A 25,526-nucleotide genomic window follows, 5' to 3' on the forward strand; every position below is an offset into this window, starting at 1 on the left:
ATGATTTATTTAATTCATCACATATATTCAATGAAATGGGAGATAATAATGAGTAATCAAAAACAGAAATTACCTCCTCATTCTATTCATGCCGAGCAAGCTATATTAGGTGGACTTATTCTTGATAATGAACGTTGGGATGATATTTCATCGATCATTTCTGCGGACTATTTTTACTCTCGTCCTCATAAAATTATTTTCTCTGCAATACAGTCATTATTTCAACAAAATAAGCCCGTTGATTTGATTACATTAACTGAATCAATGGAACAGCAATCTATTCTAAATCAATGTGGCGGTTTTGGTTACCTTGCGGAACTTTCTAAAAATACACCTAGCTCAGCCAACATTGTGGCGTATGCAGAACATGTCGCCAATTACAGCCAAAAGCGTCAATTGCTGGCATTAGGATATGAACTTGTCACTCAAGCGAGTGATATGAGTAGTGATTTATCTGGACTGTTAGAACAAGCAGAACAACGTATTTTTAATATTACTGAGCAACAACGTTTAGATGGCAATGTGGATCTCCCTTCATCAATTGAAACCTTTCTCAATGAACTAGAGCAACGTTGTAGCAATGAAAATCTGATCACGGGAACACCTACGGGATTTGAGGAATTAAATGATATGACCTGTGGTTTCCAGCCTAGCGATCTAATTTTATTGGCTGGTCGGCCATCAATGGGGAAAACTGCATTAGGTCTTACTTTCTGTGAAAGTGCATTGAATGAATGTGTTGATAAAACTGTACAAATTTATAGTTTAGAAATGCCAACCACGCAGTTATTAATGCGCTTTACATCCATGTTAGGGCGAATACCTTTACAGCATTTGCGTAATGGCAATATGCAAGATGAAGATTGGGCAAGAACCAGCAACGCAATGAATATATTGCTTGATGAATGGAAAGGGCGACTAATTATTGATGATTCAAGTTATATGACACCAACAATATTGCGCTCTAGAGTCAGAAAAAATATTCGAAAATACGGTTATCCCTCACTTATTTTAATTGATTATTTACAGCTTATGCGATGCCCAAATCAAGAAAACCGCACTCAAGAAATCGCTGAAATTTCTCGTTCGTTGAAAGCATTAGCCAAAGAAATGGGATGCCCTGTTGTTGCCCTTTCTCAACTTAATCGCTCATTAGAAAGTCGAGTAGATAAGCGCCCTAATAATGGTGATTTACGGGATTCAGGTGCATTAGAGCAAGATGCTGATTTGATCATGTTTATTTATCGAGATGAAATTTATCACCCTGATAGCACAGAAAAAGGGATCGCTGAAATTATTTTAGGGAAGCAACGTAATGGCCCTATTGGTACGGTAAAAGTGCAATATCAGGCAAATATCACACGTTTTGAAGATAGATTGAGTGGGCATTATGCAAGCTGAAAAAGTAATTTCTTTAGATGAAAAAATGCTTCAACGAGGTAGATCACCTAAACAGTTGGCATCAAAAAGTGTATTAACGGTAAGTGAAATACCGATGGTGTTGACCTTAGAGCAACTTCGTCCGAATCCAGATAACCCACGCATTTCACGTAATCCTAAATATGATGATATTAAAGCCTCAATTCGTGCTCGTGGTTTAGATTCTGTTCCTAAAGTCACCAAAGATCCTGATTGTACCGACGATATTTATATTTTTAGTGATGGGGGCAATACACGTTATGCCATTTTAACAGAACTCTATGCTGAAACAGGGGATGAACGTTTTCATTCACTTCAATGTATTGTGAAACTGTGGCCTGGTCGATTGCAATGTATGATTGGGCACCTTGCTGAAAATGATATGCGTGGAGAGTTAACTTTTATTGATAAAGCATTTGGCATAAAGAATACGCACACAATTTATGAAGAACAGCTAGGTCGTGAAGTAAGTCAGCGAGAGCTATCCGAACTTCTCAAAAATACAGGATATCCTGTTCATCACTCCAATATCAGTCGAATGTTTGCAACAATTGAATATCTTTATCCTTGGATCCCCAATTTACTGAACTCAGGAATGGGAAGGCCTCAAATTACGCAGTTAATAGCATTACGGACATTGGCTGAAAAAGCATGGAAAATCTTTACTCAAAAGACAGTGTTATCACCAGAGCAAAGTTTTAATGATGTTTTTGGGCAAGTTTGTCACTCTTTTGATAACGCTGAATATTACTCAATAGAACTTCTAAAAGATGATTTGATTGCCTCATTATTAGAGGTTATTCCTGATCCTACTATTACTTATGAGCATTGGTTGATCGAGTTATCACCTAAAACTCAAAGCTCTTCTTCAGAGATTATCACTACATCAATTAGGGATGATTATCACCAAGAAAACCAGCCTATTAAGCAACCTGAAAAATCGAGAACAAAAAAGCGAGAGATAAAACAAGAGCCTCAATCTCAAGCTATGACTACTGTAAACGAATTAGAGTCTGTCACAGATATCTGGCATATCTCTGCATTACACGATGATATTGAGCATCTTCAAGATATTGCCTTTCGTTTAGTGTTTGAACTTGCTGAAATGATGGGGGTTGAATCTACCATTCAAGAAAATAAGTCAGCCTTAAGTGCCGGTTTTTCGCTTTCACACAATGCCCAAAATGGACTTTTTGTCGCTTTAAGTGGTGATGAATCGAACACAACTTTAGCGCCATTTATGGACGCATTAATAGGAAATGAGAATTTACTTGGTGAGCCGTTGTTTGATGATGCTTACACGATGAAATTTCTGCGATTAATAAGGATTATTCGACGATTACGCGAATTACAACGAAAAAATTCTGCTGAGATAAATGAGTGAACCAACCAATAGTATCAAGGCTGATTGTGTTGTTGTGTTTAGTTGTTTGGGCGATCAATATTGTGATGATTTATGGAGGAATAACGCAATGAATGCACTATTAACGGAAATCGTGATGAAACTAAAAGCAGGAAAAATTCGTCACATTGAATCAATGGGATTAACACTGGATGAGATCCAAGCGCTCGATAAATTGACGGTAGAAGATCTCTATTATCTTGTGAATACTCCTGTGCCATTTCTGACGTTAAATATCAATCATTGCAATTTTAACATGATGTTGAAACAAGCTCAGCAAGAGCAAAAACGGATCAAGTATATGAATCGAGCATTAGCATTACAGGGTTCTATTGAGTTAATGCAGCACTTTTTTGGACTTACAGCGATTGAGGTGAGTTCTCGACGTCGATTGGTAGGCATTGTTGCTAAACAAGGGCGCAACATCAATCCAACGGAAGAACAAGAACTATTGGCCTGGCAACAATGGAAAATAGCAGAAATTCATAATATTGATTCATTAGAGGCTTTAGAAGTGATGATGGATATTGCTGAGCAACAAAAAATTCCGCTTGCTGTCGTCTGGTCATTAACTAAAGAGTGGAGTGCTATTTAATGGCAACTATGCCGGTCGATAATATTATTCAACAAACACTAACAAAGATGCAGGATCGGATTGAGCAAAAGGCGCAATCTGGTGATATGAGTAATGAGCAAAGTGGATTGCTGTTTTTAGGTAATGTACATGATGCTATTCCTCGTCAGCTATTTTTAGATAGCCGATTATCGCCATTAGATAAAATGGCTTGGGTCATGATTAGGCTTTATGCTCAACAGAATGAGGGTGTTATTTTTCCAACCTATGACGAGTTACAAAGTCAACTTGCATTGCCCCATTCTGATAAAGCATCCCGAGAGACAATCAGTAGAGCCTTGTTGATGTTACGATTAACCGGTTGGCTAAGTTTATGCAAAAGAGTCAGAGATAAATCAGGACGTATTCGAGGTAATATTTATGCTCAGCATGATGAACCATTGGGTGTGTTTGAGTGTGAATATTTTGATCCCAGTTGGCTTGATACCGTTGCTCAAGCATGTAGCCATAGCAATAAAACAGTGCGCTTAACAGCAATTGCCGTTTTACAAAGTATCAAAACCGAGAAACGAATGCGTCACCGACATGCTCGTGTCGCTCTTATTGAAGCGCGTTTATCATCACCACAAACACCACAACAAATGGTGACGAGAAAACAAAAGAAAATAACCTCTTCTAAAATCGAACTCAGTTCAAAAACCCCTAGTTCGGAAATCGAACTCAGCAATAAAAGCATCACTCAAATACCGAGTTCGATTTCCGAACTAAGCCGTAAATCAAGGGATTGCGACCCAGTTCGAAAATCGAACCGTTACGTACGTAGTTTTACACGGAGTGTAAAAGATACGTATACAGCAACAAACTCAACGCTACTTTGGTCAACTCAAGTCACTGAACGACTCAACCCAGAGGATAAAATGATGCTAGAGAGGCAACTCAAGGCATTACCTGATGGACTAGGGCAACGGCTCCTTGATGATTTAGTCGATAGAATGAAAAAAACAACAGTCAGAAATCCCACTGCGTACCTGTTAGCCAATCTAAAACGCGCTCGAGAAGGACGATTTAATTTGAGTGACAGAGTTACCGATAAGCCATTGGAAAAAATACAGCCAAAGCCTCCTGAAACCGTGTTAGTGGCAGAAAAAAGAGTGATTAAACGCGCAAGAAGAGAATATGTGTCGGGTGTTATGGCAGAACTTAGGGATGCCTATTTTAGGTAAGGAGAGGAGTGTTGACAGTGTCAACAGAGAGTATGTGTATCTTGAAATATAAAATAAAAATATTAAGTCCTGTTTATTGTGATCGCCGTAATAGACATATAGTGAGTTATTACTTACAGTTTTTACTTTGTAGCTAGGAATATATTATGGATATTTGGGAAGTAAATAAATTAATATTATTCATTACTTTTGTTATCCCTGGCTTCTTAAGTATGAAGATTTATAGCATATTACAACCCAATGTTCGATTAGATATGACTAAATACTTTATCGATATAATTTCATATAGTTGTATTAATTATGGTATATGGGTTTTACCTATTTATTTTATCCAAAATAGTAATTTATACTATAATTGTTTCATTTTGTATTTGTTTTTTTACTTGGTTGTATTATTTATTAGTCCCATTTTTTTAGTTGTAATACTTGTTTGGATTCGTTCATGGAGGTGGCTAAGTAGATTATTACCTCACCCAACAGGACGAGCTTGGGATTATTTTTTTAGATTAGGTCATACTTGCTGGGTTATTGTTACTCTAAAAAATAGTGAAAAAATAGCAGGAAAATTTAGTATAAATTCTTTTGCCTCAAGTTCCCCTGAACCAGAACAACTCTATTTAGAAGAACATTGGGTATTAAATGACGATGGTGGTTTTGAACGACCAAGAGTTGAAACTCTTGGCATCTTAATACTATCTAGTGAGATTGAAAGTATTGAGTTTTTTAAATTTACAGAGATAAACTAATATATATGAGGAAGTTATGTCACAATCAGAAAATAAAAAAAGTAGTAAAGAGACTTCTACTAATCGAATGATTATAGATTCTAAATATGATGTAGTTAGAAATGGTTATCAACCAGAAAAACAAGAAATTCAACAACCAGCTCCACCACCTAAAAAACCTTAATTAAAAGGGATGAATTTAGTTTTTTTAAAGATATAAATTCTTTACTTGCTATACATGATATTTGTTAGATGTAGCTAGTATTGAACAAGATAAAAATCAGCATAATTTTATCTTCGATTAATTCGTTTTTTCTAATCGTTAACTATGCAACAAAGTTAACTATTGATAATTATGTGTTTATTACATAGATGCATAGATAATAGTAGGACTTAGTATGTATTTAAGTGATTTGAAGGTACAAGGTTTTCGTTGTTTTGATAAAGAGTTTAGAATTCAACTCATAGATGGATTGAATGTAATTGTTGGTGAAAATGGTTCTGGAAAAACAGCCATTATAAATGCTATCCGTCAGTTGTTTCAGGACTCTGAATCAGGAAGATATAGTGTTACTGATGATGATTTCTATTGTTCATTCACGACGAAAGGAAAGGTTTCTTCAAACTTATTTATTCAAGCTGTATTCGATGGGTTAAGTGTAGATGAAAAAGTAGCTTTTCTTCCATGGGTAGGGGCTTCAAACAAAGCAATATTAAACTTAGAAGCCGAAAACAAGGAAGTCCGAGGACGATTTAAAAAAATCATTTGGGGAGGTAAATCTAAAAATTCCCAATTTGATCCCGAATTATTAGAATTTATCCAATGTATCTATTTACCTCCACTAAGAGATGCAGAGGCTAAATTATCTAATGGACGTCAATCTAGATTATCTAAATTACTCAAAGCGTTAAATCGAAAAGAGTTGATACAATGTAGAAAAGATGAAAAGTTACATCCGCTTGAAGAGAAATTAAAAAATTTTAATGAATCTTTAGCTTCTGATAAGGATTTAAGCATAAAAGATGCTAATGAATTAATCACTACTAATTTGACAAATGCTATAGGTCATTATTTTGGTCAAAAAACGAGTATTCAATTTGTAGAGGCTGATTTTACTAAGATCGTAGAAAGTTTAACTCTCTTATTTTTTCCTGATTTATCTGTTGAGGATCAAGATTTATTCCGCAGGCTTAGCCAAAATAGTTTAGGCTACAATAATTTATTGTATATTGCTTCTATTCTTGCTGAGCTTACTTTAGATGAGGATGATGGAGATCAACCTCTATTTAAACTGCTTCTCATTGAAGAGCCAGAAGCACATTTACATCCTCAGTTGCAAATTAGACTATTAAATCATTTAAAATCTGTTGCACAACAAAATAAAAATGTACAAGTTATTGTAACTACTCATTCTCCTGTTCTTGCTTCTTCAGTTGAATTAGGGTCAATTATTCATTTATCTAAATTACCTGAACCTATTGCAACGCCACTAAGATTATGTGGTCTTTCTACATCAAGTAACCAGTTTATTAATCGTTGGCTTGATGTAACAAAGTCTAACCTTCTATTTGCAGGAGGTGTAATTCTTGTCGAAGGTATAGCTGAACAAATGATAATCCCAAGTTTAGCAAAGATAGTTTTGAAAGATCAAAAAGAGGGGCGTAATAGCTTAGAAGATCAAGGTATTTCTACAATAAATCTTAATGGAATTTACTTTAAGCATTTTATGCAATTGTACTGCAATATTGAAACTTCTAGTGATACAAAAGCTGATAAAAATATTCCTATAAGATGTGCTGGATTAACCGATAGAGATCCACCTAAAATTGAAGTTGTTAAGCTTTCTGAACCCGGGAATGGGGGAATAACGAAGAACGTAAGTCGAGATTTTATTCCCTATGATGGGAACATGGGAGAAGGAACTAACCATGCTATTAATCTTGTTGAAAGTATCAATAAATCGGCTAATGCTCGGTTATATGTAAGTAAATACAAAACGTTAGAATATGATTTAGCGATGGAGGGTAACAATGTTGCGCTAATGTCCAATATAATTGCATCTTTGTGGCCCAAGCCACAAAAAGGAGAAAGCACAATAATTGAAGAATTTACCCTAATGTCAAAAATAGATTGGACGAAAAAAGAAATTAGGGAAATAGCTGAAGCTGCACACAAAATTCTTAAAAGAATTGATGATGATAATATTGGAAAAGGTCTTTTTGCTCAAGTGCTTGCTGATAAACTTCAAACTGATGGTACTGATTTTTTAGTTCCAGAGTACATTAAAAAAGCTATTCTTTGGGCTTCATCGTTAGTAGAGGGCGAAGAATGTCTGTAAAGTTTACCGATGAACAACTTGATTATATAAACTCAAGCATTAAGACTCATATATTTTTAGAGGCATGCCCCGGAAGTGGCAAAACAGAAGTCGTAGCAGCCAAAGTTGCCAAAGAAATTAATCAATGGGGAAATAAAATACAGGGAATGGCAATTCTCTCATTTGCCAATAGTGCCACTGACGAATTAGCACATAGAGTATCTAAATATTTAAAGGTCAGTCAGAATATTTTTCCACATTTCTTAGGTACTTTTGATAGCTTCATTTATAAAAATATAGTTTCTCCATTGGCAACAGAACTGACAAGTTATATTGGCAATAATAGAGACTCATCAATTAGAATTGTCGAACCATCTGCAAATTTAGGTTATAGAACTAAGTATAGTTATGTTAAGCGAGGTAAGATATATGCTCATAAATACTCGTTTAGTTTGACTGCTACTGGTAATATAAGGCAAGTCATTTTTGACACAGGGGACTCAATATTTGATAGAACATTGAAGGGAATTACTCTTGAAAGATGGCAACTTAATGACTTTATAGATACTAAAGATAAAATGCTTAATGGTGGTTTTGCAACATATCGAGATATTGAATGTTTAGCTTTAATTACTTTAACTCGCATCGAGTATAAAGAATTTATTAATTTATTGGTTAAACGCTATCCCTTAATTATTATTGATGAATGTCAAGATCTATCTAAAGAACAATTGGCTATACTTAAAATTCTTGCAGACAATGGAGCGAAATTGCATTTTATAGGTGATCTTCACCAATCTATTTATGGGTTTCGTGAAGTAGAGCCTATGGAAGTGAAGCAGTTTGTTTTAGATAATAAATTTTCAAGTTTACGACTTACACGAAATTTTAGAAGTTGCCAGAATATTGTAAATGTTTGTGCGCAATTAACAGGTCGCACAGGTATTATTGGCAATATATCTTGGTTAAAACCTAGATGCTTAATTGTTCAATATAAAAATTGCCCTACAGAATTAATTAGTACCTTTGATGAGCTGTGTAAAGAATATGAAAATAATGCTATTTTATCTAGAGGGCATAATATAATTCAAAAATTTTATACGTCGACTAGTCAACTAAATAATATGCAAAAACTAGCTCTCTCAATTAAGATTTTTGATTCTAATAATATGGATACTATCTCTAATTCTTTGGAGTATTTTTCTGAGTTTATTCATCATTACCTTAATGAAAGTACTAAGTCTAACAGTTTTCACTGTCCTCATTCTATAAATTCAAGTTTATTGTGGCGTAAGTTTTTATATAATTCTTTGAATTTTTTTATAAAAAATAAAATGCAAGATCTTGAAATTGATTGGTCTAGCTGGGTAAAAAAAATAAAACCTTTAGTACATATTCTTTCAAAGCAAGATTTTTGTCCAGATACAATTTCTAATATCTTAACTTCTTTGAATACTGCAAATTTATCTTCACCTAAGGGGTTATCTACACAAAAAGTTTCAACATCATTGGGTATTACTAAACGATCGAACTCACTATTCCGAAAAACAACAATTCATGGGGCTAAAGGTGAAACACATGACGTTACTATATTGATATCAACTGCTAAATCTGGAAATGAAGCTCATTGGTTAGACTGGTTAAAAGACCCGCAAAGTGAAGCTGCTCGATTTGCTTATGTTGCATCATCTCGTCCAAGAGAATATCTCATTTGGGCTGTTAAAATATTAAAAGCAGACGAAATTAAAAAACTTGAATCTATCGGGTTTACTATTGTTTAATGACAAGAAAGAATATATTGATATTACAATATTTATTTAATTTTTATTAATGAGAAAATTAAATTTATCACATGTAAATATATAAGTTAATTTTTATCTATGTTTTTTTGATGAAACTAGGTGATTAAATGAAGAAGGAAGTATTTTACCACGCTATTTTAAATGGAAATAAAGAATTAATAGCAACAGTTAAAGTTGAAAAATCTTATAACCAATATTTTTTAAATGAGAAGTTAATAAAATAAAAAATAATCATTAAATTCAGTGTGTTAAGTAGGGTTTGGCCATGTAGTGAACCACAAGGTTGGGGAGGTGTTTATATAAATGAGGACACTCCTTCTGTAAAGTTAAGTAATGGCGATATCCACATTAGATATTATGTATATAAAAATCTTGGTATAGGTACTATCATCTTTAACTACATTATTTCTTGGGCGAAAAAATTTGAAAATACTAGAGTTGAAAGAATAAAACTATCTGATGTTGATAGAGATAATAAAGATAGACGAAATCATTTTTATGAAAAATTTGGAATTGTTTTTAATTACCGAGAAAATAAATTAACAGGTGGTTCCATTTATGAATTAAGTACATCAGATTTGAAAATAGCTGATATTAGTCGGGGGTTGAATAAATTTTAATTTATCAATAAATACAGGTGTGAGCTAAATAAAATTAATTTTTTAAATTTATAATTCAAGGTGTAATTAATATTTTACATTGGTAAGTATTATTTAATTTATTAATTTTTATAAAAAAGATGTAGAGTTTAATATGATTATTGAAGAAAAAATTCCATATGTTATAAATAAAGATATTAATGCATTAATTGATAATGGCTTGAATTTTTTAGATAAAGCTCGTGAAGAAATGGAAAATTCACAACCACAGTTTTCAATCGTTAGTTTTTGGACAGCAGTAGAAATATTATTAAAAGTACCGCTAGTACAAGAACATTGGACTTTGGTGTGTTCAGGTAAAAATATCTCAAGAAAAAAATATATATCTGGTGACTTTTTATCTGTGACTTATGATGAAACTTGTAGTCGACTTGGTGATATTTTAGAAAAGCCATTAGATAAAAAAGTTATTAAAATATTTGATAAAATAAGAAAACATCGTAATAGAGTTGTTCATTTTTATCATCCATCGTTTACGGATGATGATATAAATCAAATTCTTTATGAGCAAGCAGATGCTTGGTTTGCATTAAATAGACTAATGCTAAATTACTTCCATGAAAAACCATTTAATAGCATCTTAATAGCAAGGTTAAGAAGTCATGAGTCTATAATGTTACGAAATTCACAATTTTATATATCTGCAAAATTTAATTATATTCAACCTAAATTAGAAAAATTAAAAAATGAAGGATATAAAATTATCTTGTGCCCACATTGTAATAAAAATAGTAGTTATGAAAGAATAATTATGAACTCTAATCAGAGTTTATTGTGTGAGAATTATTGTCTAGTTTGTAGTGAAAGTAGAATAAGCGAATTTTTTATTATAATAACATGTCCTAATTGTAAGAAAAAAAGTAAATTAGAATCTTATGATAACTCAGATTATAAGTGTGGTAATTGTAATTATCATGCTGACCGTTATGAAATACTGAATGAATCCAATGAGTGTCCTGAAGACTATGTCACTTCTTCTTTACCCGCTAATTGCTCGGAATGTGAGGGCTATGAAACAGTTTGTGAATATGGAGATGGATATTTATGTACAAATTGCTTTACATATCATGATTCTCTTTATACCTGCGATTACTGTAGTACGGTTAGTACATCTGAGCATGACATGAGTGGATTATGGGGATGTAATTTTTGTGACGGAAATACAAAGCTTCTTTATGATTGATAAACAATTTTTTAGTATTTATATTTAATGTTATCAAAAAACACTTCCCCATTGCTCCCTAACCAACAATCCATCAAAGTCGGACTCTTTATAACAGAGAGTCCCTATGAACAAACCCATATCCTTTATAATCTGTTTCACTGCGTTATTTATAACGGCTTGTACTCCCCAAGAAAAACTTCAACAACCTGAAACTGAACCCAGCCCCATTATTCTCAATAAAAACACTCAAACAGCACAGCCTGATCTCTATGCAATGACACCAAAAGTTGTGCGTTATGATCGCTATTTATTAATAAACACATCTCCAACGTTGGCTCAACACGAACCACTAGAGCAAGTAATTGATATTCATATCCCAACTTCTCAACGTTCCACAGTGAGTGACGCGATGCGTTATGTTTTACAACCTTCTGGATATTCTTTATGTAAGACAACGCCTTCTAATCAAGTGCTCTATAACCAAAAACTCCCCGTTGTACATCATCAATTAGGGCCTATGCGTTTAAAGCAGACACTGCAAGTATTGGCAGGTGCTGCATGGCAACTTGAGATTGATGCTGTTCAACGAATTGTTTGTCATTCATTGCGTGCAGGTTACCAATTACCGCCAGAAATACCCATAAATTCAATACCATCGGCTAATAGGATGTTGAAATGAAAAAGCAGTCTATATTGTACTCTCAATTTCTAGTTTTATTGGGGATTAGCGTGTTGACAGTGTCAACAGAAGGAATGGCGACTCAAAATCAGCATCAAGTTTTAAAAACAGAGCAACAAGCATTAGAACAATTACTTATCACTGAAAATGCTCAAGAATGGAAATTAACAGAGAAAGAATGGCAACGTTATGAAATGCTAAAAAAGGGTAAACGGGGGCAGTTTTCACCGAACTTAGATCCTTTAACTTTATTAGGCATTGAAGCGCGTACTTATGAAGAGCGACGTTATTTTGCTGAATTAGTGGTGAAGCAAGAATTTCAGCGCGTTGAAGCGGAATTGGCTTTCCAGCGAGAGGTTAATCAAGCGTGGCTTCGACTTTATCCTGAAATCTTACCGATTCAACATGAAATAAGAGAAAATCGTCAGGCTTTATTTGTGAAGGAAAATTGCCCTGTTTGTGATGTAAAGCTCACTCAACTTATCAAACAAAATCAACCTATTGATATCTATTTAGTGGGAAGTACGGGGAAAGATGATGTGATTCGACATTGGGCTAAAAAACATCATATTCCTATCGAAAAGATAAGAAATCGGCATATCACATTAAATCATGATAATGGGATATGGCTAAAGCATGGCAATGGAGTGATGCCAGTCGTTTTACAACAAGGAGTGCAGGGATGGCAAAGAGCCGATTAGTTTTTCTATTTATTTCCGTTGGAATATCTCCTAGTTTTGCAGAAGTAATACCGTCACTCAATACGAAACAAACCGAATTAATCGTTGTTGCTGATCTGGGTGGGCAATCGACCGAAAACTATTTCCAAGCTATATCACCACCTGATAACGAAGATAAAGTTTCATCTCCTTCAGAGGTGTTGACACTGTCAACACCCAGCCTAGTTAACTTATTGCCTGTGAGCACACCAGAATTAACACCAGGCTATCAACCTAATCGAACTCTAAATTTAAGCAGAATGTCACCGCTGTTTTTAATTGGTGACGATGATTTTTCTCGACGTTGGTTAACAGAGAAAAGGGAACAACTGATTGAGCTTAATGCAGTGGGCTACATAGTCAATATTGATACTGAAACGGCATGGAATGAGCTAAATGAATTAGCACAAGGATTGACATTATTGCCCGTTTCAGGAAGTGATTTAGCCCTCAGATTGGGACTTACACACTATCCTGTGTTAATCACTGATAAGGGATCAGAACAATGAGTGACCGCTATGTCATTGAAGCCTTATTACGTCCTGCTGTTGAGTTTAATACCTCTATCGTTACAGCGTGTGCAAGCTATATTTGTATTACTGCACCTTGGGCAGTGGCTTTGTCACGATCTGTCAGTTATGTCACGGCATCAGGATTTGCTATTTTATCAATAAGGCGAGTTATTCAAGGGAGTCGTGTTTTACGTTATCGCCGTAATATTCGTCGTTTAAAACGTTATGCGATGTCGAGTAAAAATATTCCTATAAGCCACCATCAACTCTTCTTAGGAAAAGGATTCTTATGGGAACAAAAACATACACAACGATTACTCGATACGTTACGACCTGAAGTCGCTAAATATATTCGTCCACCTAAGCTGTATCGTGTGGCTCGTCAATTTGAACAACGCTATGAGTATCATTTCCCGTCACTATGTTCATTATTAGCATCCGATTCGATATTTAATTCCGTTCGCCCATTACCACCCGTTGGCGGAAACCCTGCTATACATGGGATTGAGTTAAAAGAGATAAATGTCTCTATGAGCTTAAGTGAACGAGTAGGGCATATGTTGGTGCTAGGTACTACGCGAGTGGGTAAAACACGTTTTGCTGAGTTACTGATCACACAAGATATTCAGCGAGGTAATGTCACCATTGTTTTTGATCCTAAAGGTGATGCCGATTTACTCAAACGAATGTATGCCGAAGCGCATCGAGCTGAGCGAGATAATGAGTTTTACGTTTTTCACCTTGGATGGCCAGATATCAGTGCTCGTTATAATGCGGTTGGGCGTTTTAGTCGGATTTCAGAAGTTGCCTCGCGTATTGCAGGTCAATTAAGCCATGAAGGAAGTAGTGCGGCATTTAAAGAATTTGCATGGCGCTTTGTGAACATTATTGCCAGAGCATTGGTTGCATTAGGACAACGACCTAGCTTTAGTATCATTCAGCGCTATGTGAATAATATCGAATTATTATTTGAAACCTATGCTGAATATTGGCTAACAAAGCATAAGCCTGAGTTATGGCAACTCATCGAAAATCTCACCAAAATATTAGATGAACGTGATATTCCTCGATATATGGAAGGGCGTTCCTTGCGTGTTGTTGCAATTGAACAAGTGCTAAATGGTAATGAAGGAAAAGCGATATTCGATCCGATATTAGAGAGCTTACGCTCTTCTGTTCGTTATGACAGAAAGTATTACGACAAGATTGTGGCAAGTTTATTGCCGTTATTAGAAAAGCTCACTTCAGGAAAAATTGCTGAATTAATTTCCCCTGATTACACAGATATTTCTGATCCTCGTCCTATTTTTGATTGGCTACAGGTAATACGCAAAAAAGGCATTGTGTATGTGGGATTAGATGCCTTATCTGATCCTGAAATCGCTACGGCAGTAGGTAATGCCATGTTTGCTGATTTAGTGAGTGTTGCTGGACATATTTATAAGTTTGGCATTAATGATGGTTTACCGAATGCAGATGAAAAAAAGGTATCAATTAGTCTACATTGTGATGAATTTAATGAATTGATGGGGGATGAGTTTATTCCGTTGATCAACAAAGGTGGTGGTGCAGGAATTGAAGTAACAGCCTATACGCAGACTTTACCTGATATTGAGGCGCGAGTGGGGAGTGTGGCAAAGGCTGCACAAGTTGTAGGTAATTTTAATAGTGTGGTGATGTTGCGAGTGCGACATACTGAAACTGCAGAGCTATTGACGAAGCAATTACCCGAAGTTGAAGTGTATACCAAGATGCTGATTTCAGGAGTAACCGATATTTCTAATGCTGATATGGGCGGTGATTTTACTTCGAATACACAGGATAGGGTCAGCACAGTTAGAACGCCTTTAATCACGCCAGCAAATATTATCAATCTACCTAAAGGACAAGCTTTTGCATTATTAAATGGAGGGCAACTTTGGAAATTAAGAATGCCATTACCTTCAGATAAAGCGGATCCGTTAATGCCTGAGAGTATGAATCAAATTGTGGATTATATGCGACAACATTATAGAACGAGTGATACCTGGTGGTCTGATAGCATTCTCGCCAATCAGTAAATTTGAAAAATGATATGTCGCAGATAAATACATCATCAACATCATCGCTAACATCACCAAAAAGACGTGGTTTTTTTACCACATTATTGTGGGATTTGCATTGGCAGATTATTGGTGTTTTGTTGGCTTCACTTTTGTTTAGTTTGATATTGGAATATATCGGTATTTTCTTCTTTTGGGCGGAAGAGGGAGCACAACATAGTTACCAAATCATGCTGATTGAACGAACTTATTTTGCTGAGAGTTTTACACAAAGTATATTTTTATACTCACCAGTAATAACAGTAATTTATTGGATCACTGATTTTTCGCAATGGATGCAGGACAGTTTGCTGAAAATACCATTATCTTCCATAAGAACGGGTAATGGTGTTACTGATGGGATTAATGTAGGAATAATAAAAGCGATTCAAGCAGGAGAACAATATCTACTCGCGACATTCTTTGTTTTACAAATTGTGATGATGCGAGTCACTATTCTCATGCTATCAATTCCATTGTTTATTTTGGTGATAATGGTGGGCATTGTTGATGGTTTGGTCAGACGTGATTTACGTCGATATGGTGCAGCTTATGAATCGAGTTTTCTTTATCATCATGCAAAGCGAATAATCAAGCCCGCAATTTATATTCCCTGTGTATTATATTTATCACTACCATTTGCAGTTTATCCGAATCTCTTGTTGCTACCTTCTATCTTGTTGATAGGATTTGCTATTTCTGTGACAGTGGGGAGCTTTAAGAAGTATTTGTAGGGATTATTCCTTTTTATTAATTGAGATGCGATGGAGTTGCTGATGCCCGAGTTAATAATACGAGAGTGTGGTGAGGAGGCAATTAGATTAACTAATGAGTTATTTCAACAGTCTGAGCAATCTTTTATGGCATATTTATTAAATGAGTCAGACTTAGAATGGTGTATTGCAAGTACCCGAAATTTTCCGCTTGAGAGGCGACTTCCTTGGGAACATGCAGGGCAAACATTTCAAAATGATAATGGATTTAGTTTTTGTTTTAAGTTTTTAGATATACAAAATAGACCTGCTGGAGCCTGTATTTGTGAATATTGCTCCGATAATGTATTGAATATTGAAATGATTCAGAACTTTCAAATTCAACCATCTATTCTTGATGGAAATACGCTTAAGTTTATGCTTTATACCATAGTGTTTTTTCTGTTACAGGTACAAGGAACAGGTGTACGGCTCATGTTTCCTATAAATGAAAATGTTGCAACATACTATGTAGAAGAATATGGTTTTCAGGATTTAACTGGTGATGGTTCAAAAGAAATACTTTACCGCTCAGCAGAAGATTTATTAAATTGGTTTGAGCAAAATAACCGCTCAGTTGATAGTGAGTGATTTATGAGCGATACTATAATGCAATCAACATGGCAAGCTAAGGAGTTGGGTATGGTAACTAGAAAAGGAAAATCTGTTACGCCTGAGTCTTCTTTTTTCCAAACACCACGCATTATTCAGACTCGAGAAGACGGAAGTACAATTAGTACTGTTTGTAGTCGTAGTGGAAAAGAAGTGACCTTTGTTACTCCAAAAGGAAAAAAGATCAGAGCATCGCAGAATGAAGTTTTTAATACTTTATTGAAATCTATAAAATCAGCAAATCATTTATAAAATAAATATTTATTGGATGCAGAAAAAAGAGAGTTTAGACTCTCTTTTTATATATCTATGGTGTAAATAGTGTGTTTTTATTACAAGAGGAATTTTTGATTACTCTATTTTTTGATAGGAATAGCTGTTTTTGTAGCGGTAAGGAGTTTTAGAAGAATTTGCAGGAGGAGTTATTTCAGAAAAATAAAAGCTGATTAAGTGTGTTTAAATTTTTAATGAAATAAAAAAGGAAAACCTAAGCTTTCCTTTCTAGAGTCAACTTTATTTATTATTTCGCTTTTCTAGTTCTCTTCTCATCTGTTCATTATATTGTTTCAATGCATCAGGGGATTTTTTTATGGCTTGGTTAGTCAATCCTCTAAATTTTTTTGATTTAATATAAAGATAGATAAACACAAGTGCAATTAAGCCAATTAAGATAGGCATTATGAGTAATCCCAATTGGTTGTATCACACTTAGGGCATTTCACTTTGAAACCTGATACTAAACCAGCAATAAAATCAGTTTTTGAACTATTTGATAACCCTTGACTTATTGCTTTTTCACGACCAATTTGACCGATAACTAAACCGACCATTTTCGCATTAGATAATTCTTCATTACAGCCTTTACATTTAAACATAATACGTCCTTATTGAGTTTAATGATGAATTTAAATTAGAGTAACTGGTTAATGAAATTTATCAAATTATTTGTTTTGAATAGTGATGAATATCATTATTTATGAGGAGGAGTAACAATTATTAGTGAGTCATTAAACTAAATATAAGAATAAATACTTAAATATTTTATGTCATATATTATGAAAATAGTAATTTAACTTATGGTTGGAATAATGGATTTTAACTATAATGTAATTTTTCTTTTATGTTTATTCTTTAAACGGAGTTTATATGAACAGATGTCCTAAATGTGGCTCAGTCCATATTAGTAAAGAAAGATGGCATGATGCTGTACCTAATGCTGTTGAAATTGGTGGTGATGCTGCATTTGGTAAAACTGGAGATTTGGTTTGTGATAATTGTGGTTTTACTAGTAGTCCAGATTCTTTTGAATCTAAAGATGAGACAAAATAAATTAACACAATTATCCTTATAATCGTTTAATAACGATAGATTTATTCTTATTGCTATACTAATAATTTTATCAATAAATATTAAAAGTGGAGGCGTTAGTTCCCTATAAAACTTCCACTTTCCCATTTCTGCTTTTCTACTGCTTAGCCAGTTTTTTCCTGCCACTCTGCTTTCTTTTATACGACAGTATCTAAGAAGGTCTATTTATGCGAATTGTTCAAATACGAGCGTGGTATTTATTGGGACTATTAATAGCACCATTAGCCTATGCCTCTGAATCAGATGAACTTGTTTTAGCTATAAAACAACTCGATTACCTTGATGCTAGATTAGCTTCAGCTCATGTTGAAGCCCTTAAACGTGAACAACCCACGCGTTTCTACTTGGATTATCAACAAATCAAACAGGATATTGAGGCAATACGCCAAGGGCTTAAACATTATCTCAATCCTTTGCGTGCCCAGCCAAGTGCTTTAATTTCTTTCTCAGCGCAATATCAGCAAGAGCATCATCCATGAGTGAAGCACAAATTAATGCATTCAATATTGCGAGTGGCAATGTTGCGCCGACATCTCTACATCCTTTATTTGTTGGGATTTTGATTGCATTACTCTTGTTATGGTCTGGATGGGGATTACTGCATGTTTATCAAGGATATGCTTCGGAACGTATTACAGAGCAAGGGCTGATCCGTTTTGTTATTCGTACTGTATTGCTGATTGTTATCAGTCTCTTTTTATTTGCCCAATAGTATTGGGTATTTTTCACTTTATATAAGGATATCTCGATGTATCAAAAGGGATTGTTTTCTCTACGTTTATTCTATTGCTTTCTTATTCGTAGTGTTTCGCTTTTATTATTAGGTAGCTCTATGGCTTGGGCTGATTTGCCTACGGTGGAAGGCCCTAAAAGCAGTGCAGATAAAACCTTTTATGGGCAAATTTCGGGCTACCTTAATGATGGCATTGTGCTTGGTGGTTTAATTCTTTCCGCTGTGGCGATGTTAGCGGTTGGCAATGCCATTATTGCCACTTTTGCTGAAGTGCGTGACGGTAAAGCAACGTGGGCAAAGTTTGGCATGCTCTGTGTTGTCGGTGTGATTTTAATTGTTGTCGTGATTTGGTTAGCCTCAAAAGCAGCAACCGTGTTGCTCTAAGGAAATATATGCCAACAATTGAGTTTATGCCTGATAGATTAAATGCCGAGCCTGTTGTTTTTCGCGGTTTTACAACGCCAGAGTTAGGAATAACAGCGCTGTTGAGTGTTTTGGGTGGCTTGATTATTGCTATTCCCATCATACCTTTTTTAGGTTGGATAGCTTTGCCGACCGTATCTTTATTAATGCCATTAATCACGATTATTTTAGGGGGAAGGTTACTAGCGCGTTTTAAACGAGGTAAGCCTGAAAACTACCTTTATCGCCGCATAGAGTGGTTTTTAAGTTTGTATGGTATGGGGGCGAGCCGATTAATTTGTCGCAACCAAGTGCTATCACTACGGCGTTTACGTTCAGTGACTTTTTATTGTAAGGAGTCATATGAGTCGATTTAAGAATGCACTTAATGCGCGTGATCATCATGTTTTAACATTAAGAGTAATATGTGGCGTTCTCTGTTTTATTATCGCACTCGCCTTATTTGGCTGGCTCACATCACCTAGGCATTTAACTATTCATAATCCGCCTGATTTACGTTCAGGGAGCTCTCGAGCTTGGTGGGAAATCCCTCCGCCAACCGTCTATGCTTTTAGCTTTTATATCTTCCAACAACTCAATAGTTGGACGAAAAATGGCGATGTGGATTATCCCTATCGGATCAATTCATTATCGGCATATTTAACGCCAAATTGTGAACTGCTGTTACAGCAAGATGCGAAACAACGTAAAGATCTGGGGGAATCTCGTGATCGCGTTCGTGGCGTATCTGAAATTCCAGAACGAGGCTATAAGGAAGAGAGTGTCACGATTGTTGATCGCGATAATTGGCGTGTTCGACTTGATTTAGTCACTGATGAGTATGTAAATGCAGAACCGGTTAAACGCTCATTAGTTCGTTATCCCTTAAAGGTTGTTCGTTGGGATAAGAACCCTGAAATCAATCCCTTTGGTCTAGCACTAGATTGTTTTTTCGATATTCCCCAGCGTTTGGAAGTTGTTCCCACTATCAAGGATGAAAAGAAAGGAGTGCTTCATTAATGCGCTTGAAACAACACGTATTTTTTCTGCTCTGTTTTATTGTCTTACCCGTTCAAGCTGTTGAATTAATGAAGTGGGAACGCATTCCTCTAAAAGTTACTTTGCATGTAAATGAAGAGCGTATTGTGTTTATTGAACGCAATGTGCGAGTCGGTTTTCCACCTGAATTAAAAGGAAAACTGAGAATACAAAGCGCTGGCGGTGTCGTTTATTTACTGGCGAAAGCGCCATTTTCTTATACTCGTTTAGTGCTTCAAGATATTGAAAATGGAGAGATGATTTTATTAGATATCTATTCCAAACAAGGAAAAGAAGCCTTAGAGCCTGTGAAGTTGGCATACCCACAAGAGGAAACGTTAGCCAAACAGCAAAATACGGTCACGAATAAACGCCAAAAAATACTCCCGATCCCTATTGCGTTAACCCGTTACGCTTCACAAAGTCTGTATGCACCTCTTCGTACCCTTGAGCCATTGATAGGTGTGCACTCTCTTGCCATGCCATCACCCGAAAAATTGACCTCATTACTGCCAAGTGAAGGTATTGAGATAAAACCATTAGGTGCATGGGGATTGCAAGCTTACAGCGTAGTGGCACTCAGTTTACGTAATCAACGAGAACAAGAGGTATTACTTGACCCTAAAAATTTACAAGGTGATTTTTATAGCGCCACTTTTCAACATAGTTGGTTAGGTGCAAAGGGAACACCTGAAGATACCACCGTTGTTTATTTGGTGACAAAAGGGCGTTTAGAGAATGCTTTTCTTCCTGAATTAACCATAAAGGAAGATTAAGTTATGCAAATAAGCTCAAATATCTTACTGAAGGTAATCGTTCCTGTCGTGTTATTGGTCGTGATTATGGTAAGCGTAACGTCTTGCGATCACACTCAATCATCACAAGAGACAACTCGCCATTCTTCAATAACAGATTTAACACAAGAAGAATTACGCATTCTGGGTATTGAAGGTGATACAGCGCAAGACACCTTACGTACCTTGCTAGGGCGAATTAAAGCCATACAAATCAATCAGGAGAAATTAGAGAGACAAAGTAAGGCGTTACTGACTGAAAATACGCAGTTAAAAAACAGAAGTGATAATGTAGAAAGTCGAATTCATGAGGCAGTGACGAAAGCACAAGAGGAAGGTAATTTAGCCCAGCAAACGCTTTATCATGAACAGCAACGATTGGCTGATTTATTGGATATTTTAATTAATGAACAACAAAACATTAAGGCAAAGGAGACTGAATTCCCCGTTGGTTTAGCGCTTGAGCAAACTGATCAACAAACAATACTCTGGATTGATCCCTTAGAGGGGATAGCTTATGAAAATAATGCAAAGCCGATAAATGGCACAAGTACATTTCAGTATCCTACAGCGTTTCGTCAATTAGATGATAATGAAATCAGCCGACAAAAAGCAAAGCTCGATCTTACGGCGAAAAAACAACAACATATTTCAGCTACAGAACATCCTGTTTATACCTTACCTGAAAATGCCACGCTGATGGGAAGCCAAGCGATGACGGCATTACTCGGTCGAGTACCGATAGAGGGCAAAGTCACCGATCCTTACCCGTTTAAAATCCTTATTGGTAAAGAAAATCTCACTGCAAATGGCATTGAATTACCTGATGTTGAAGGTGCTGTGGTTTCAGGCACAGCAACAGGCGATTGGGTATTATCTTGCGTTCGTGGTGATATTCATTCCATTACCTTTGTGTTTAAAGATGGCTCAATTCGTACTGTGCCTAAATCGGCAACATCAACAGATGGACGCCATGATAAATCGCAAGGGGGAAGTATCGGTTGGCTCTCTGATGAACAGGGCGTACCTTGCCTCTCAGGTTCTCGTAAAAGTAATGCCTCCACTTATTTACCGACTTTATTTGCACTTTCTGCCAGTAGTGCTGCATCGTCGATGATGGCGGAAAGCCAAACCACAAAAGCAACAGACGGTTTATCGGTGATGAATTCATTAACGGGGAATGCAGGGAAGGCAGTATTAGGTAAAGCGCTATCGGGAGGAACTAACGAAATTGCAGAGTGGGTCAAAGCGCGATATGGCCAAATGTTTGATGCGATTTATGTGCCTCCTGGTGCACGAGTTGCGGTACATATTACTCGTACCATTCCTATCGATTATGAAGCGCAAGGACGTAAAGTTAAATACGATTTCGATATAAGCCAGCAGAATGAATTGGACTAAGGATGGTTAATGAAAGGAACTCATTTATCGTTAATAATGATATTACTATTAACAGGTTGCAGTACTTCTAAAGAGGAGATTTTACCCACAGGTAACAATACCATGCGTGATATTTGGCAAAGCAAAGTGGGTGAAATAAAGACAGAAAAAAGGCAAGAAAGAGCCATTCAGCGAGGCTTACTAGGATCAGATAATCCGCCTAATCATCTTATCAATAAGAGTGAGATCCAACAGGCTAAAAAGCATATCCAGCATCACTTCCCTCGTTTACCTAATCCCGATATGGTGATCTATATTTATCCGCATTTTGTGGGTTCTGAGCCTACGCCTATTCCCAGCTATAGCACGGTTTTTCCTTTTTATAGCAAAGTGCAATATGCCTTACCCAATGAACGATTGGAGGCTTATTGATGAAAAAGAGTGGTAAATTAACACAACAAGCCGTGAAGTCACTTTACCCTAATTATGCCTCATTTATTGATTTTCTCCCTTGGGTTGAATATTTACCCAATAGCCAATGTTTATTGTTGGATGATGGAGTCTCTGTAGGGGCAGTTTTTGAAGTGATCCCTGTGGGTACAGAGGGTAGAACAGAAGTAAGATTAGAAGAAATTCGCGATATTGTGGAAGATGCTTTTCAAGATAGTTTTGAAGAGCGCGATAATCATCCTTGGGTGATCCAATTTTTTTGCCAAGATGAAGTCGATACATCAGGATATCTCGATAAATTACGTCATTACATTAAACCGTGGGCACAAGATTCTGCTTTTACAACGGCATATTTACAGGTCATTGAACGGCATATGCGCGGGCTTGCAGTACCTCAAGGTTTGTTTGTTGATAAGGCGGTAACAGGGGCACCTTGGCGCGGTCAGCAACGACGCACTCGTATGGTGATTTATCGTTATGTTAACCCGAATTCAATAGAGCCTTTCTCACCTGAAGAACAACTCAATCAAGTCTGTGAGCGTTTATCTTCCGCGCTGTTAGGTGCAGGGATCACTACGGTCAGGCAAAATGGTGAACATATTCATGCATGGTTGTTACGTTGGTTTAATCCTGAGCCTGATTGGGTTGATAAAGAGACGCTCTATCGCACAGCAACACTTGTTGACACTGTCAACAGTGAACTTCCCATACTCAATGATTTTAGCGAAACATTGATGTTTACACCGCCTAAAGCAGATGTAGAAAATGGCGTTTGGTGGTTTGATAATCGCCCTCATAAAGCCATTAATATTGATAGGCTTCGTCGAGCGCCTACCGTAGGGCATTTAACAGGCGAAACGCGCAAAGGGGATAATATCAATGCGTTGATGGATTTGTTACCACAAGGCACAGTGATATCAATGACATTAGTGCTACAACCGCAAGATGAACTGGAAGAGCGTTTTAACCATCTTGCGAAAAATGCAATAGGCGAAAACAGTGCATCAGCCCGAGTGCGCGCTGATGCTCAAACAGCAAAGAGTTATCTGGGTGAACGTCATAAACTTTACCGTGCGAGTATGACGTTTTATTTATCAGGTTCGACACTAAAAGATCTCAACAGTCATCAACGCCATTTAACTGCCGTATTGCTAAATGCAGGGCTACAGCCGATAAAGCCTGACTATGATATTGCGCCATTAAATGCTTATCTTCGTGCTTTGCCTATGTGCTTTAATCCCGAATTAGATAAAAAGCATTGGTATACCCGACTGACTTTTGTTCAACATATCGCCAATATGTTACCTGTTTTTGGTCGCGATACGGGAACCGGTCATGCAGGATTTACCTTTTTTAATCGTGGTGGTGCACCGCTGACTTTCGACCCTTTAAATAGTGCTGATCGTTCTAAAAATGCTCATTTGGTACTCTTCGGTCCTACGGGTTCAGGCAAGTCAGCAACACTCAATAGTCTATTTACTCAACTTATGGCGGTTCATCGACCTCGCTTATTTATTGCCGAGGCAGGAAATTCATTTGGGTTGTTTGCTGATTATTGTGCTGAGTTGGGTTTGAGTGTGAATAAACTTAGCATTAAACCGGGTTGTGGGATTTCATTAGCGCCTTTTGCTGACGCTTATAAGCTTATTGAAACCACGACTAAGCCTATCAATGAAGATGAGCTTAGTGAGGTCATTGATGCAGATGAAACCGATGAAGTAGATGAGCGAGATATTTTAGGCGAACTCGAAATTGTTGCTCGATTAATGATAACCGGTGGTGAAGCCAAAGAAGAAGCAAAGCTAGAACGTGCAGATAGAGGCATGATGCGAGAAGCCATTTTAGTGAGTGCCAACAATGCATGGAATGAAGGTAGGCAGATGATTACCGCCGATTTGCAAAATACATTTTATGCCTTTGCGAAAGATAAAGATCGCCCTGATATTCGACGAGCAAGAGCCCAAAATATGGGCGAATCGCTCAGTGTATTTATGCAAGGTTTTTTGGGGGAGTTATTTAACCAAGAAGGACAACATTGGTCAGAAGCTGACGTAACATTAATTGACCTTGGTACATTAGCCAGAGAAGGCTATGAAGCCCCTTTAGCTGTTGCTTATACCTCATTAGTCAACACCATTAATAATATTGCAGAACGTGATCAGTTTTTAGAACGAGAAATTGTCTTTGCTACGGATGAAGCCCATATGATCACCACTAACCCATTACTTGCTCCTTACGTGGTTAAAGTCGTTAAGATGTGGCGTAAATTGGGGGCTTGGCTATGGCTGGCGACTCAAAATTTAGAGGATTTTCCGTCTACGTCGAAGAAGATGCTAAATATGATTGAGTGGTGGTTGTGTTTAGTGATGCCACCTGAAGAAGTTGAAGAAATCGCCCGATTTAAAAAACTTACACCAGAACAAAAAGCCATGTTGTTATCAGCAACCAAAACCCCCCGTTGTTATACAGAAGGCGTTGTCCTAGCCAGTCGTATTGAAGCGCTATTTCGTGCCGTTCCTCCAAGTCTATACCTTGCATTAGGTATGACTGAGAAAGAGGAAAAAGCAGAGCGAAAAGAACTGATGGTAGAGCATGGCATTAGTGAACTAGAAGCAGCTAAACGGATAGCGGTTAGGCTGGATGAGGTGAGGGGGATTGTTGGTACTTCATCATAATAACGCCTAATAATTTTATTTTTTTAATATCGCCCCATATATGG

At 36.5% G+C, this 25,526-nt stretch carries 29 protein-coding genes; 27 read left to right on the top strand and 2 right to left on the bottom strand.

Features of this window, described 5'->3' with window-relative positions:
- Nucleotides 1-48 precede the first annotated feature (48 nt).
- The 17 genes from dnaB-PI to DK857_RS15690 all read left to right on the top strand — a co-directional run bounded on the left by dnaB-PI (nt 49) and on the right by DK857_RS15690 (nt 16,894).
- Nucleotides 49-1,401: an SPI-7-type island replicative DNA helicase gene (gene dnaB-PI, locus DK857_RS15615; RefSeq protein ID WP_109402651.1), complete on the top strand. Its 1,353-nt coding sequence runs from the start codon at nt 49-51 to the stop codon at nt 1,399-1,401.
- Nucleotides 1,391-2,803 (top strand): ParB family protein, encoded by a 1,413-nt coding sequence (locus tag DK857_RS15620; RefSeq protein WP_109402652.1) that lies wholly within the window; start codon nt 1,391-1,393, stop codon nt 2,801-2,803. The genes dnaB-PI and DK857_RS15620 overlap by 11 nt, the downstream gene beginning before the upstream one ends.
- 88 nt (nt 2,804-2,891) lie before the next feature.
- A complete protein-coding gene (locus tag DK857_RS15625; RefSeq protein ID WP_109402715.1) occupies nt 2,892-3,416 on the top strand; it encodes a DUF2857 domain-containing protein in 525 nt (174 codons plus the stop codon).
- Nucleotides 3,416-4,618, top strand: a complete 1,203-nt coding sequence (locus tag DK857_RS15630; RefSeq protein WP_109402653.1) for an STY4528 family pathogenicity island replication protein — start codon at nt 3,416-3,418, stop codon at nt 4,616-4,618. Before DK857_RS15625 ends, DK857_RS15630 begins: the two co-directional genes overlap by 1 nt.
- A 146-nt stretch (nt 4,619-4,764) precedes the next feature.
- A complete protein-coding gene (locus DK857_RS15635; RefSeq protein WP_109402654.1) occupies nt 4,765-5,364 on the top strand; it encodes a DUF6338 family protein in 600 nt (199 codons plus the stop codon).
- Between the two features lie 16 nt (nt 5,365-5,380).
- A complete protein-coding gene (locus tag DK857_RS19160) occupies nt 5,381-5,527 on the top strand; it encodes a hypothetical protein (protein ID WP_157957616.1) in 147 nt (48 codons plus the stop codon).
- Nucleotides 5,528-5,741: 214 nt separating this feature from the next.
- The gene (locus tag DK857_RS15640) at nt 5,742-7,682 is read left to right on the top strand and encodes an ATP-dependent nuclease (RefSeq protein WP_109402655.1); all 1,941 of its coding nucleotides are present in this window, start codon (nt 5,742-5,744) and stop codon (nt 7,680-7,682) included.
- Nucleotides 7,673-9,442, top strand: a complete 1,770-nt coding sequence (locus tag DK857_RS15645; RefSeq protein ID WP_109402656.1) for a UvrD-helicase domain-containing protein — start codon at nt 7,673-7,675, stop codon at nt 9,440-9,442. The genes DK857_RS15640 and DK857_RS15645 overlap by 10 nt, the downstream gene beginning before the upstream one ends.
- A gap of 266 nt (nt 9,443-9,708) precedes the next feature.
- A complete protein-coding gene (locus DK857_RS15650) occupies nt 9,709-10,083 on the top strand; it encodes a GNAT family N-acetyltransferase (RefSeq protein WP_109402657.1) in 375 nt (124 codons plus the stop codon).
- Nucleotides 10,084-10,216: 133 nt separating this feature from the next.
- Nucleotides 10,217-11,305 (top strand): hsdR, encoded by a 1,089-nt coding sequence (locus tag DK857_RS15655; RefSeq protein ID WP_109402658.1) that lies wholly within the window; start codon nt 10,217-10,219, stop codon nt 11,303-11,305.
- 106 nt (nt 11,306-11,411) lie between these two features.
- Nucleotides 11,412-11,966 carry a PFGI-1 class ICE element type IV pilus protein PilL2 gene (gene pilL2 / locus DK857_RS15660; protein WP_109402659.1) on the top strand — a complete coding sequence of 185 codons (555 nt, stop codon included), beginning with the start codon at nt 11,412-11,414 and terminating at the stop codon, nt 11,964-11,966.
- Nucleotides 11,963-12,667 carry a TIGR03759 family integrating conjugative element protein gene (locus DK857_RS15665; protein ID WP_109402660.1) on the top strand — a complete coding sequence of 235 codons (705 nt, stop codon included), beginning with the start codon at nt 11,963-11,965 and terminating at the stop codon, nt 12,665-12,667. The genes pilL2 and DK857_RS15665 overlap by 4 nt, the downstream gene beginning before the upstream one ends.
- Nucleotides 12,649-13,194 (top strand): integrating conjugative element protein, encoded by a 546-nt coding sequence (locus DK857_RS15670; RefSeq protein WP_109402661.1) that lies wholly within the window; start codon nt 12,649-12,651, stop codon nt 13,192-13,194. Before DK857_RS15665 ends, DK857_RS15670 begins: the two co-directional genes overlap by 19 nt.
- Nucleotides 13,191-15,257 carry a type IV conjugative transfer system coupling protein TraD gene (gene traD / locus DK857_RS15675; RefSeq protein ID WP_109402662.1) on the top strand — a complete coding sequence of 689 codons (2,067 nt, stop codon included), beginning with the start codon at nt 13,191-13,193 and terminating at the stop codon, nt 15,255-15,257. The genes DK857_RS15670 and traD overlap by 4 nt, the downstream gene beginning before the upstream one ends.
- Before the next feature lie 14 nt (nt 15,258-15,271).
- Nucleotides 15,272-16,012, top strand: a complete 741-nt coding sequence (locus DK857_RS15680; protein WP_109402663.1) for a TIGR03747 family integrating conjugative element membrane protein — start codon at nt 15,272-15,274, stop codon at nt 16,010-16,012.
- A 42-nt stretch (nt 16,013-16,054) separates the two neighbouring features.
- Nucleotides 16,055-16,621 carry a hypothetical protein gene (locus DK857_RS15685; protein ID WP_227003190.1) on the top strand — a complete coding sequence of 189 codons (567 nt, stop codon included), beginning with the start codon at nt 16,055-16,057 and terminating at the stop codon, nt 16,619-16,621.
- Nucleotides 16,622-16,624: 3 nt separating this feature from the next.
- Nucleotides 16,625-16,894 (top strand): hypothetical protein, encoded by a 270-nt coding sequence (locus DK857_RS15690; RefSeq protein WP_109402665.1) that lies wholly within the window; start codon nt 16,625-16,627, stop codon nt 16,892-16,894.
- A 261-nt stretch (nt 16,895-17,155) separates the two neighbouring features.
- On the opposite strand, the gene DK857_RS19165 is transcribed toward DK857_RS15690, so the two are convergent.
- Together DK857_RS19165 and DK857_RS15695 are read right to left on the bottom strand one after the other, a co-directional pair.
- Complete coding sequence (locus tag DK857_RS19165) at nt 17,156-17,320, bottom strand: hypothetical protein (RefSeq protein WP_157957617.1); 165 nt, start codon at nt 17,318-17,320, stop codon at nt 17,156-17,158.
- On the bottom strand, nt 17,320-17,517 hold the full coding sequence (locus DK857_RS15695; RefSeq protein WP_109402666.1) for a hypothetical protein: 198 nt from the start codon (nt 17,515-17,517) through the stop codon (nt 17,320-17,322). Before DK857_RS15695 ends, DK857_RS19165 begins: the two co-directional genes overlap by 1 nt.
- Before the next feature lie 271 nt (nt 17,518-17,788).
- Between DK857_RS15695 and DK857_RS15700 the strand changes: the two genes are divergently transcribed.
- The 10 genes from DK857_RS15700 (at nt 17,789) to DK857_RS15745 (ending at nt 25,482) form a co-directional block, all read left to right on the top strand.
- On the top strand, nt 17,789-17,971 hold the full coding sequence (locus DK857_RS15700; RefSeq protein WP_109402667.1) for a hypothetical protein: 183 nt from the start codon (nt 17,789-17,791) through the stop codon (nt 17,969-17,971).
- Between the two features lie 206 nt (nt 17,972-18,177).
- A complete protein-coding gene (locus tag DK857_RS15705) occupies nt 18,178-18,489 on the top strand; it encodes an integrative conjugative element protein, RAQPRD family (RefSeq protein WP_109402668.1) in 312 nt (103 codons plus the stop codon).
- Nucleotides 18,486-18,722 (top strand): TIGR03758 family integrating conjugative element protein, encoded by a 237-nt coding sequence (locus tag DK857_RS15710; RefSeq protein ID WP_109402669.1) that lies wholly within the window; start codon nt 18,486-18,488, stop codon nt 18,720-18,722. Before DK857_RS15705 ends, DK857_RS15710 begins: the two co-directional genes overlap by 4 nt.
- A gap of 36 nt (nt 18,723-18,758) precedes the next feature.
- Nucleotides 18,759-19,127: a TIGR03745 family integrating conjugative element membrane protein gene (locus DK857_RS15715; protein WP_109402670.1), complete on the top strand. Its 369-nt coding sequence runs from the start codon at nt 18,759-18,761 to the stop codon at nt 19,125-19,127.
- An 8-nt stretch (nt 19,128-19,135) separates the two neighbouring features.
- Nucleotides 19,136-19,522 carry a TIGR03750 family conjugal transfer protein gene (locus DK857_RS15720; RefSeq protein ID WP_109402671.1) on the top strand — a complete coding sequence of 129 codons (387 nt, stop codon included), beginning with the start codon at nt 19,136-19,138 and terminating at the stop codon, nt 19,520-19,522.
- Nucleotides 19,509-20,165, top strand: coding sequence for a PFL_4703 family integrating conjugative element protein (locus DK857_RS15725; RefSeq protein ID WP_109402672.1), 657 nt, complete (start codon nt 19,509-19,511; stop codon nt 20,163-20,165). Before DK857_RS15720 ends, DK857_RS15725 begins: the two co-directional genes overlap by 14 nt.
- The gene (locus tag DK857_RS15730; protein WP_109402673.1) at nt 20,165-20,959 is read left to right on the top strand and encodes a TIGR03749 family integrating conjugative element protein; all 795 of its coding nucleotides are present in this window, start codon (nt 20,165-20,167) and stop codon (nt 20,957-20,959) included. The genes DK857_RS15725 and DK857_RS15730 overlap by 1 nt, the downstream gene beginning before the upstream one ends.
- Nucleotides 20,960-20,962: 3 nt before the next feature.
- Nucleotides 20,963-22,378, top strand: a complete 1,416-nt coding sequence (locus tag DK857_RS15735) for a TIGR03752 family integrating conjugative element protein (RefSeq protein WP_109402674.1) — start codon at nt 20,963-20,965, stop codon at nt 22,376-22,378.
- 9 nt (nt 22,379-22,387) lie between these two features.
- Nucleotides 22,388-22,789 (top strand): TIGR03751 family conjugal transfer lipoprotein, encoded by a 402-nt coding sequence (locus DK857_RS15740; RefSeq protein ID WP_109402675.1) that lies wholly within the window; start codon nt 22,388-22,390, stop codon nt 22,787-22,789.
- Nucleotides 22,789-25,482, top strand: coding sequence for a conjugative transfer ATPase (locus DK857_RS15745; protein WP_109402676.1), 2,694 nt, complete (start codon nt 22,789-22,791; stop codon nt 25,480-25,482). The genes DK857_RS15740 and DK857_RS15745 overlap by 1 nt, the downstream gene beginning before the upstream one ends.
- Nucleotides 25,483-25,526: the final 44 nt, after the last annotated feature.

The organism is Proteus terrae (assembly GCF_003144325.1).
Classification (GTDB): domain Bacteria; phylum Pseudomonadota; class Gammaproteobacteria; order Enterobacterales; family Enterobacteriaceae; genus Proteus; species Proteus terrae.

What these genes read in the sequence shown, in the direction of transcription:
- DK857_RS15710 (WP_109402669.1), top strand. Translation starts at nt 18,486, where the DNA reads ATGAGTGAAGCACAAATTAATGCATTCAATATTGCGAGTGGCAATGTT.
- DK857_RS15720 (WP_109402671.1), top strand. Translation starts at nt 19,136, where the DNA reads ATGCCAACAATTGAGTTTATGCCTGATAGATTAAATGCCGAGCCTGTT.
- DK857_RS19160 (WP_157957616.1), top strand. Translation starts at nt 5,381, where the DNA reads ATGTCACAATCAGAAAATAAAAAAAGTAGTAAAGAGACTTCTACTAAT.
- DK857_RS15620 (WP_109402652.1), top strand. Translation starts at nt 1,391, where the DNA reads ATGCAAGCTGAAAAAGTAATTTCTTTAGATGAAAAAATGCTTCAACGA.
- DK857_RS15740 (WP_109402675.1), top strand. Translation starts at nt 22,388, where the DNA reads ATGAAAGGAACTCATTTATCGTTAATAATGATATTACTATTAACAGGT.
- DK857_RS15635 (WP_109402654.1), top strand. Translation starts at nt 4,765, where the DNA reads ATGGATATTTGGGAAGTAAATAAATTAATATTATTCATTACTTTTGTT.
- traD (WP_109402662.1), top strand. Translation starts at nt 13,191, where the DNA reads ATGAGTGACCGCTATGTCATTGAAGCCTTATTACGTCCTGCTGTTGAG.
- DK857_RS15715 (WP_109402670.1), top strand. Translation starts at nt 18,759, where the DNA reads ATGTATCAAAAGGGATTGTTTTCTCTACGTTTATTCTATTGCTTTCTT.
- DK857_RS15670 (WP_109402661.1), top strand. Translation starts at nt 12,649, where the DNA reads ATGGCAAAGAGCCGATTAGTTTTTCTATTTATTTCCGTTGGAATATCT.
- DK857_RS15730 (WP_109402673.1), top strand. Translation starts at nt 20,165, where the DNA reads ATGCGCTTGAAACAACACGTATTTTTTCTGCTCTGTTTTATTGTCTTA.
- DK857_RS15725 (WP_109402672.1), top strand. Translation starts at nt 19,509, where the DNA reads ATGAGTCGATTTAAGAATGCACTTAATGCGCGTGATCATCATGTTTTA.
- DK857_RS15630 (WP_109402653.1), top strand. Translation starts at nt 3,416, where the DNA reads ATGGCAACTATGCCGGTCGATAATATTATTCAACAAACACTAACAAAG.
- DK857_RS15645 (WP_109402656.1), top strand. Translation starts at nt 7,673, where the DNA reads ATGTCTGTAAAGTTTACCGATGAACAACTTGATTATATAAACTCAAGC.
- DK857_RS15745 (WP_109402676.1), top strand. Translation starts at nt 22,789, where the DNA reads ATGAAAAAGAGTGGTAAATTAACACAACAAGCCGTGAAGTCACTTTAC.
- DK857_RS15705 (WP_109402668.1), top strand. Translation starts at nt 18,178, where the DNA reads ATGCGAATTGTTCAAATACGAGCGTGGTATTTATTGGGACTATTAATA.
- DK857_RS15700 (WP_109402667.1), top strand. Translation starts at nt 17,789, where the DNA reads ATGAACAGATGTCCTAAATGTGGCTCAGTCCATATTAGTAAAGAAAGA.
- pilL2 (WP_109402659.1), top strand. Translation starts at nt 11,412, where the DNA reads ATGAACAAACCCATATCCTTTATAATCTGTTTCACTGCGTTATTTATA.
- DK857_RS15735 (WP_109402674.1), top strand. Translation starts at nt 20,963, where the DNA reads ATGCAAATAAGCTCAAATATCTTACTGAAGGTAATCGTTCCTGTCGTG.
- DK857_RS15680 (WP_109402663.1), top strand. Translation starts at nt 15,272, where the DNA reads ATGTCGCAGATAAATACATCATCAACATCATCGCTAACATCACCAAAA.
- DK857_RS15695 (WP_109402666.1), bottom strand. Translation starts at nt 17,517, where the DNA reads ATGTTTAAATGTAAAGGCTGTAATGAAGAATTATCTAATGCGAAAATG.
- DK857_RS15655 (WP_109402658.1), top strand. Translation starts at nt 10,217, where the DNA reads ATGATTATTGAAGAAAAAATTCCATATGTTATAAATAAAGATATTAAT.
- DK857_RS15640 (WP_109402655.1), top strand. Translation starts at nt 5,742, where the DNA reads ATGTATTTAAGTGATTTGAAGGTACAAGGTTTTCGTTGTTTTGATAAA.
- dnaB-PI (WP_109402651.1), top strand. Translation starts at nt 49, where the DNA reads ATGAGTAATCAAAAACAGAAATTACCTCCTCATTCTATTCATGCCGAG.
- DK857_RS15685 (WP_227003190.1), top strand. Translation starts at nt 16,055, where the DNA reads ATGCCCGAGTTAATAATACGAGAGTGTGGTGAGGAGGCAATTAGATTA.
- DK857_RS15625 (WP_109402715.1), top strand. Translation starts at nt 2,892, where the DNA reads ATGAATGCACTATTAACGGAAATCGTGATGAAACTAAAAGCAGGAAAA.
- DK857_RS15690 (WP_109402665.1), top strand. Translation starts at nt 16,625, where the DNA reads ATGAGCGATACTATAATGCAATCAACATGGCAAGCTAAGGAGTTGGGT.
- DK857_RS15665 (WP_109402660.1), top strand. Translation starts at nt 11,963, where the DNA reads ATGAAAAAGCAGTCTATATTGTACTCTCAATTTCTAGTTTTATTGGGG.
- DK857_RS19165 (WP_157957617.1), bottom strand. Translation starts at nt 17,320, where the DNA reads ATGCCTATCTTAATTGGCTTAATTGCACTTGTGTTTATCTATCTTTAT.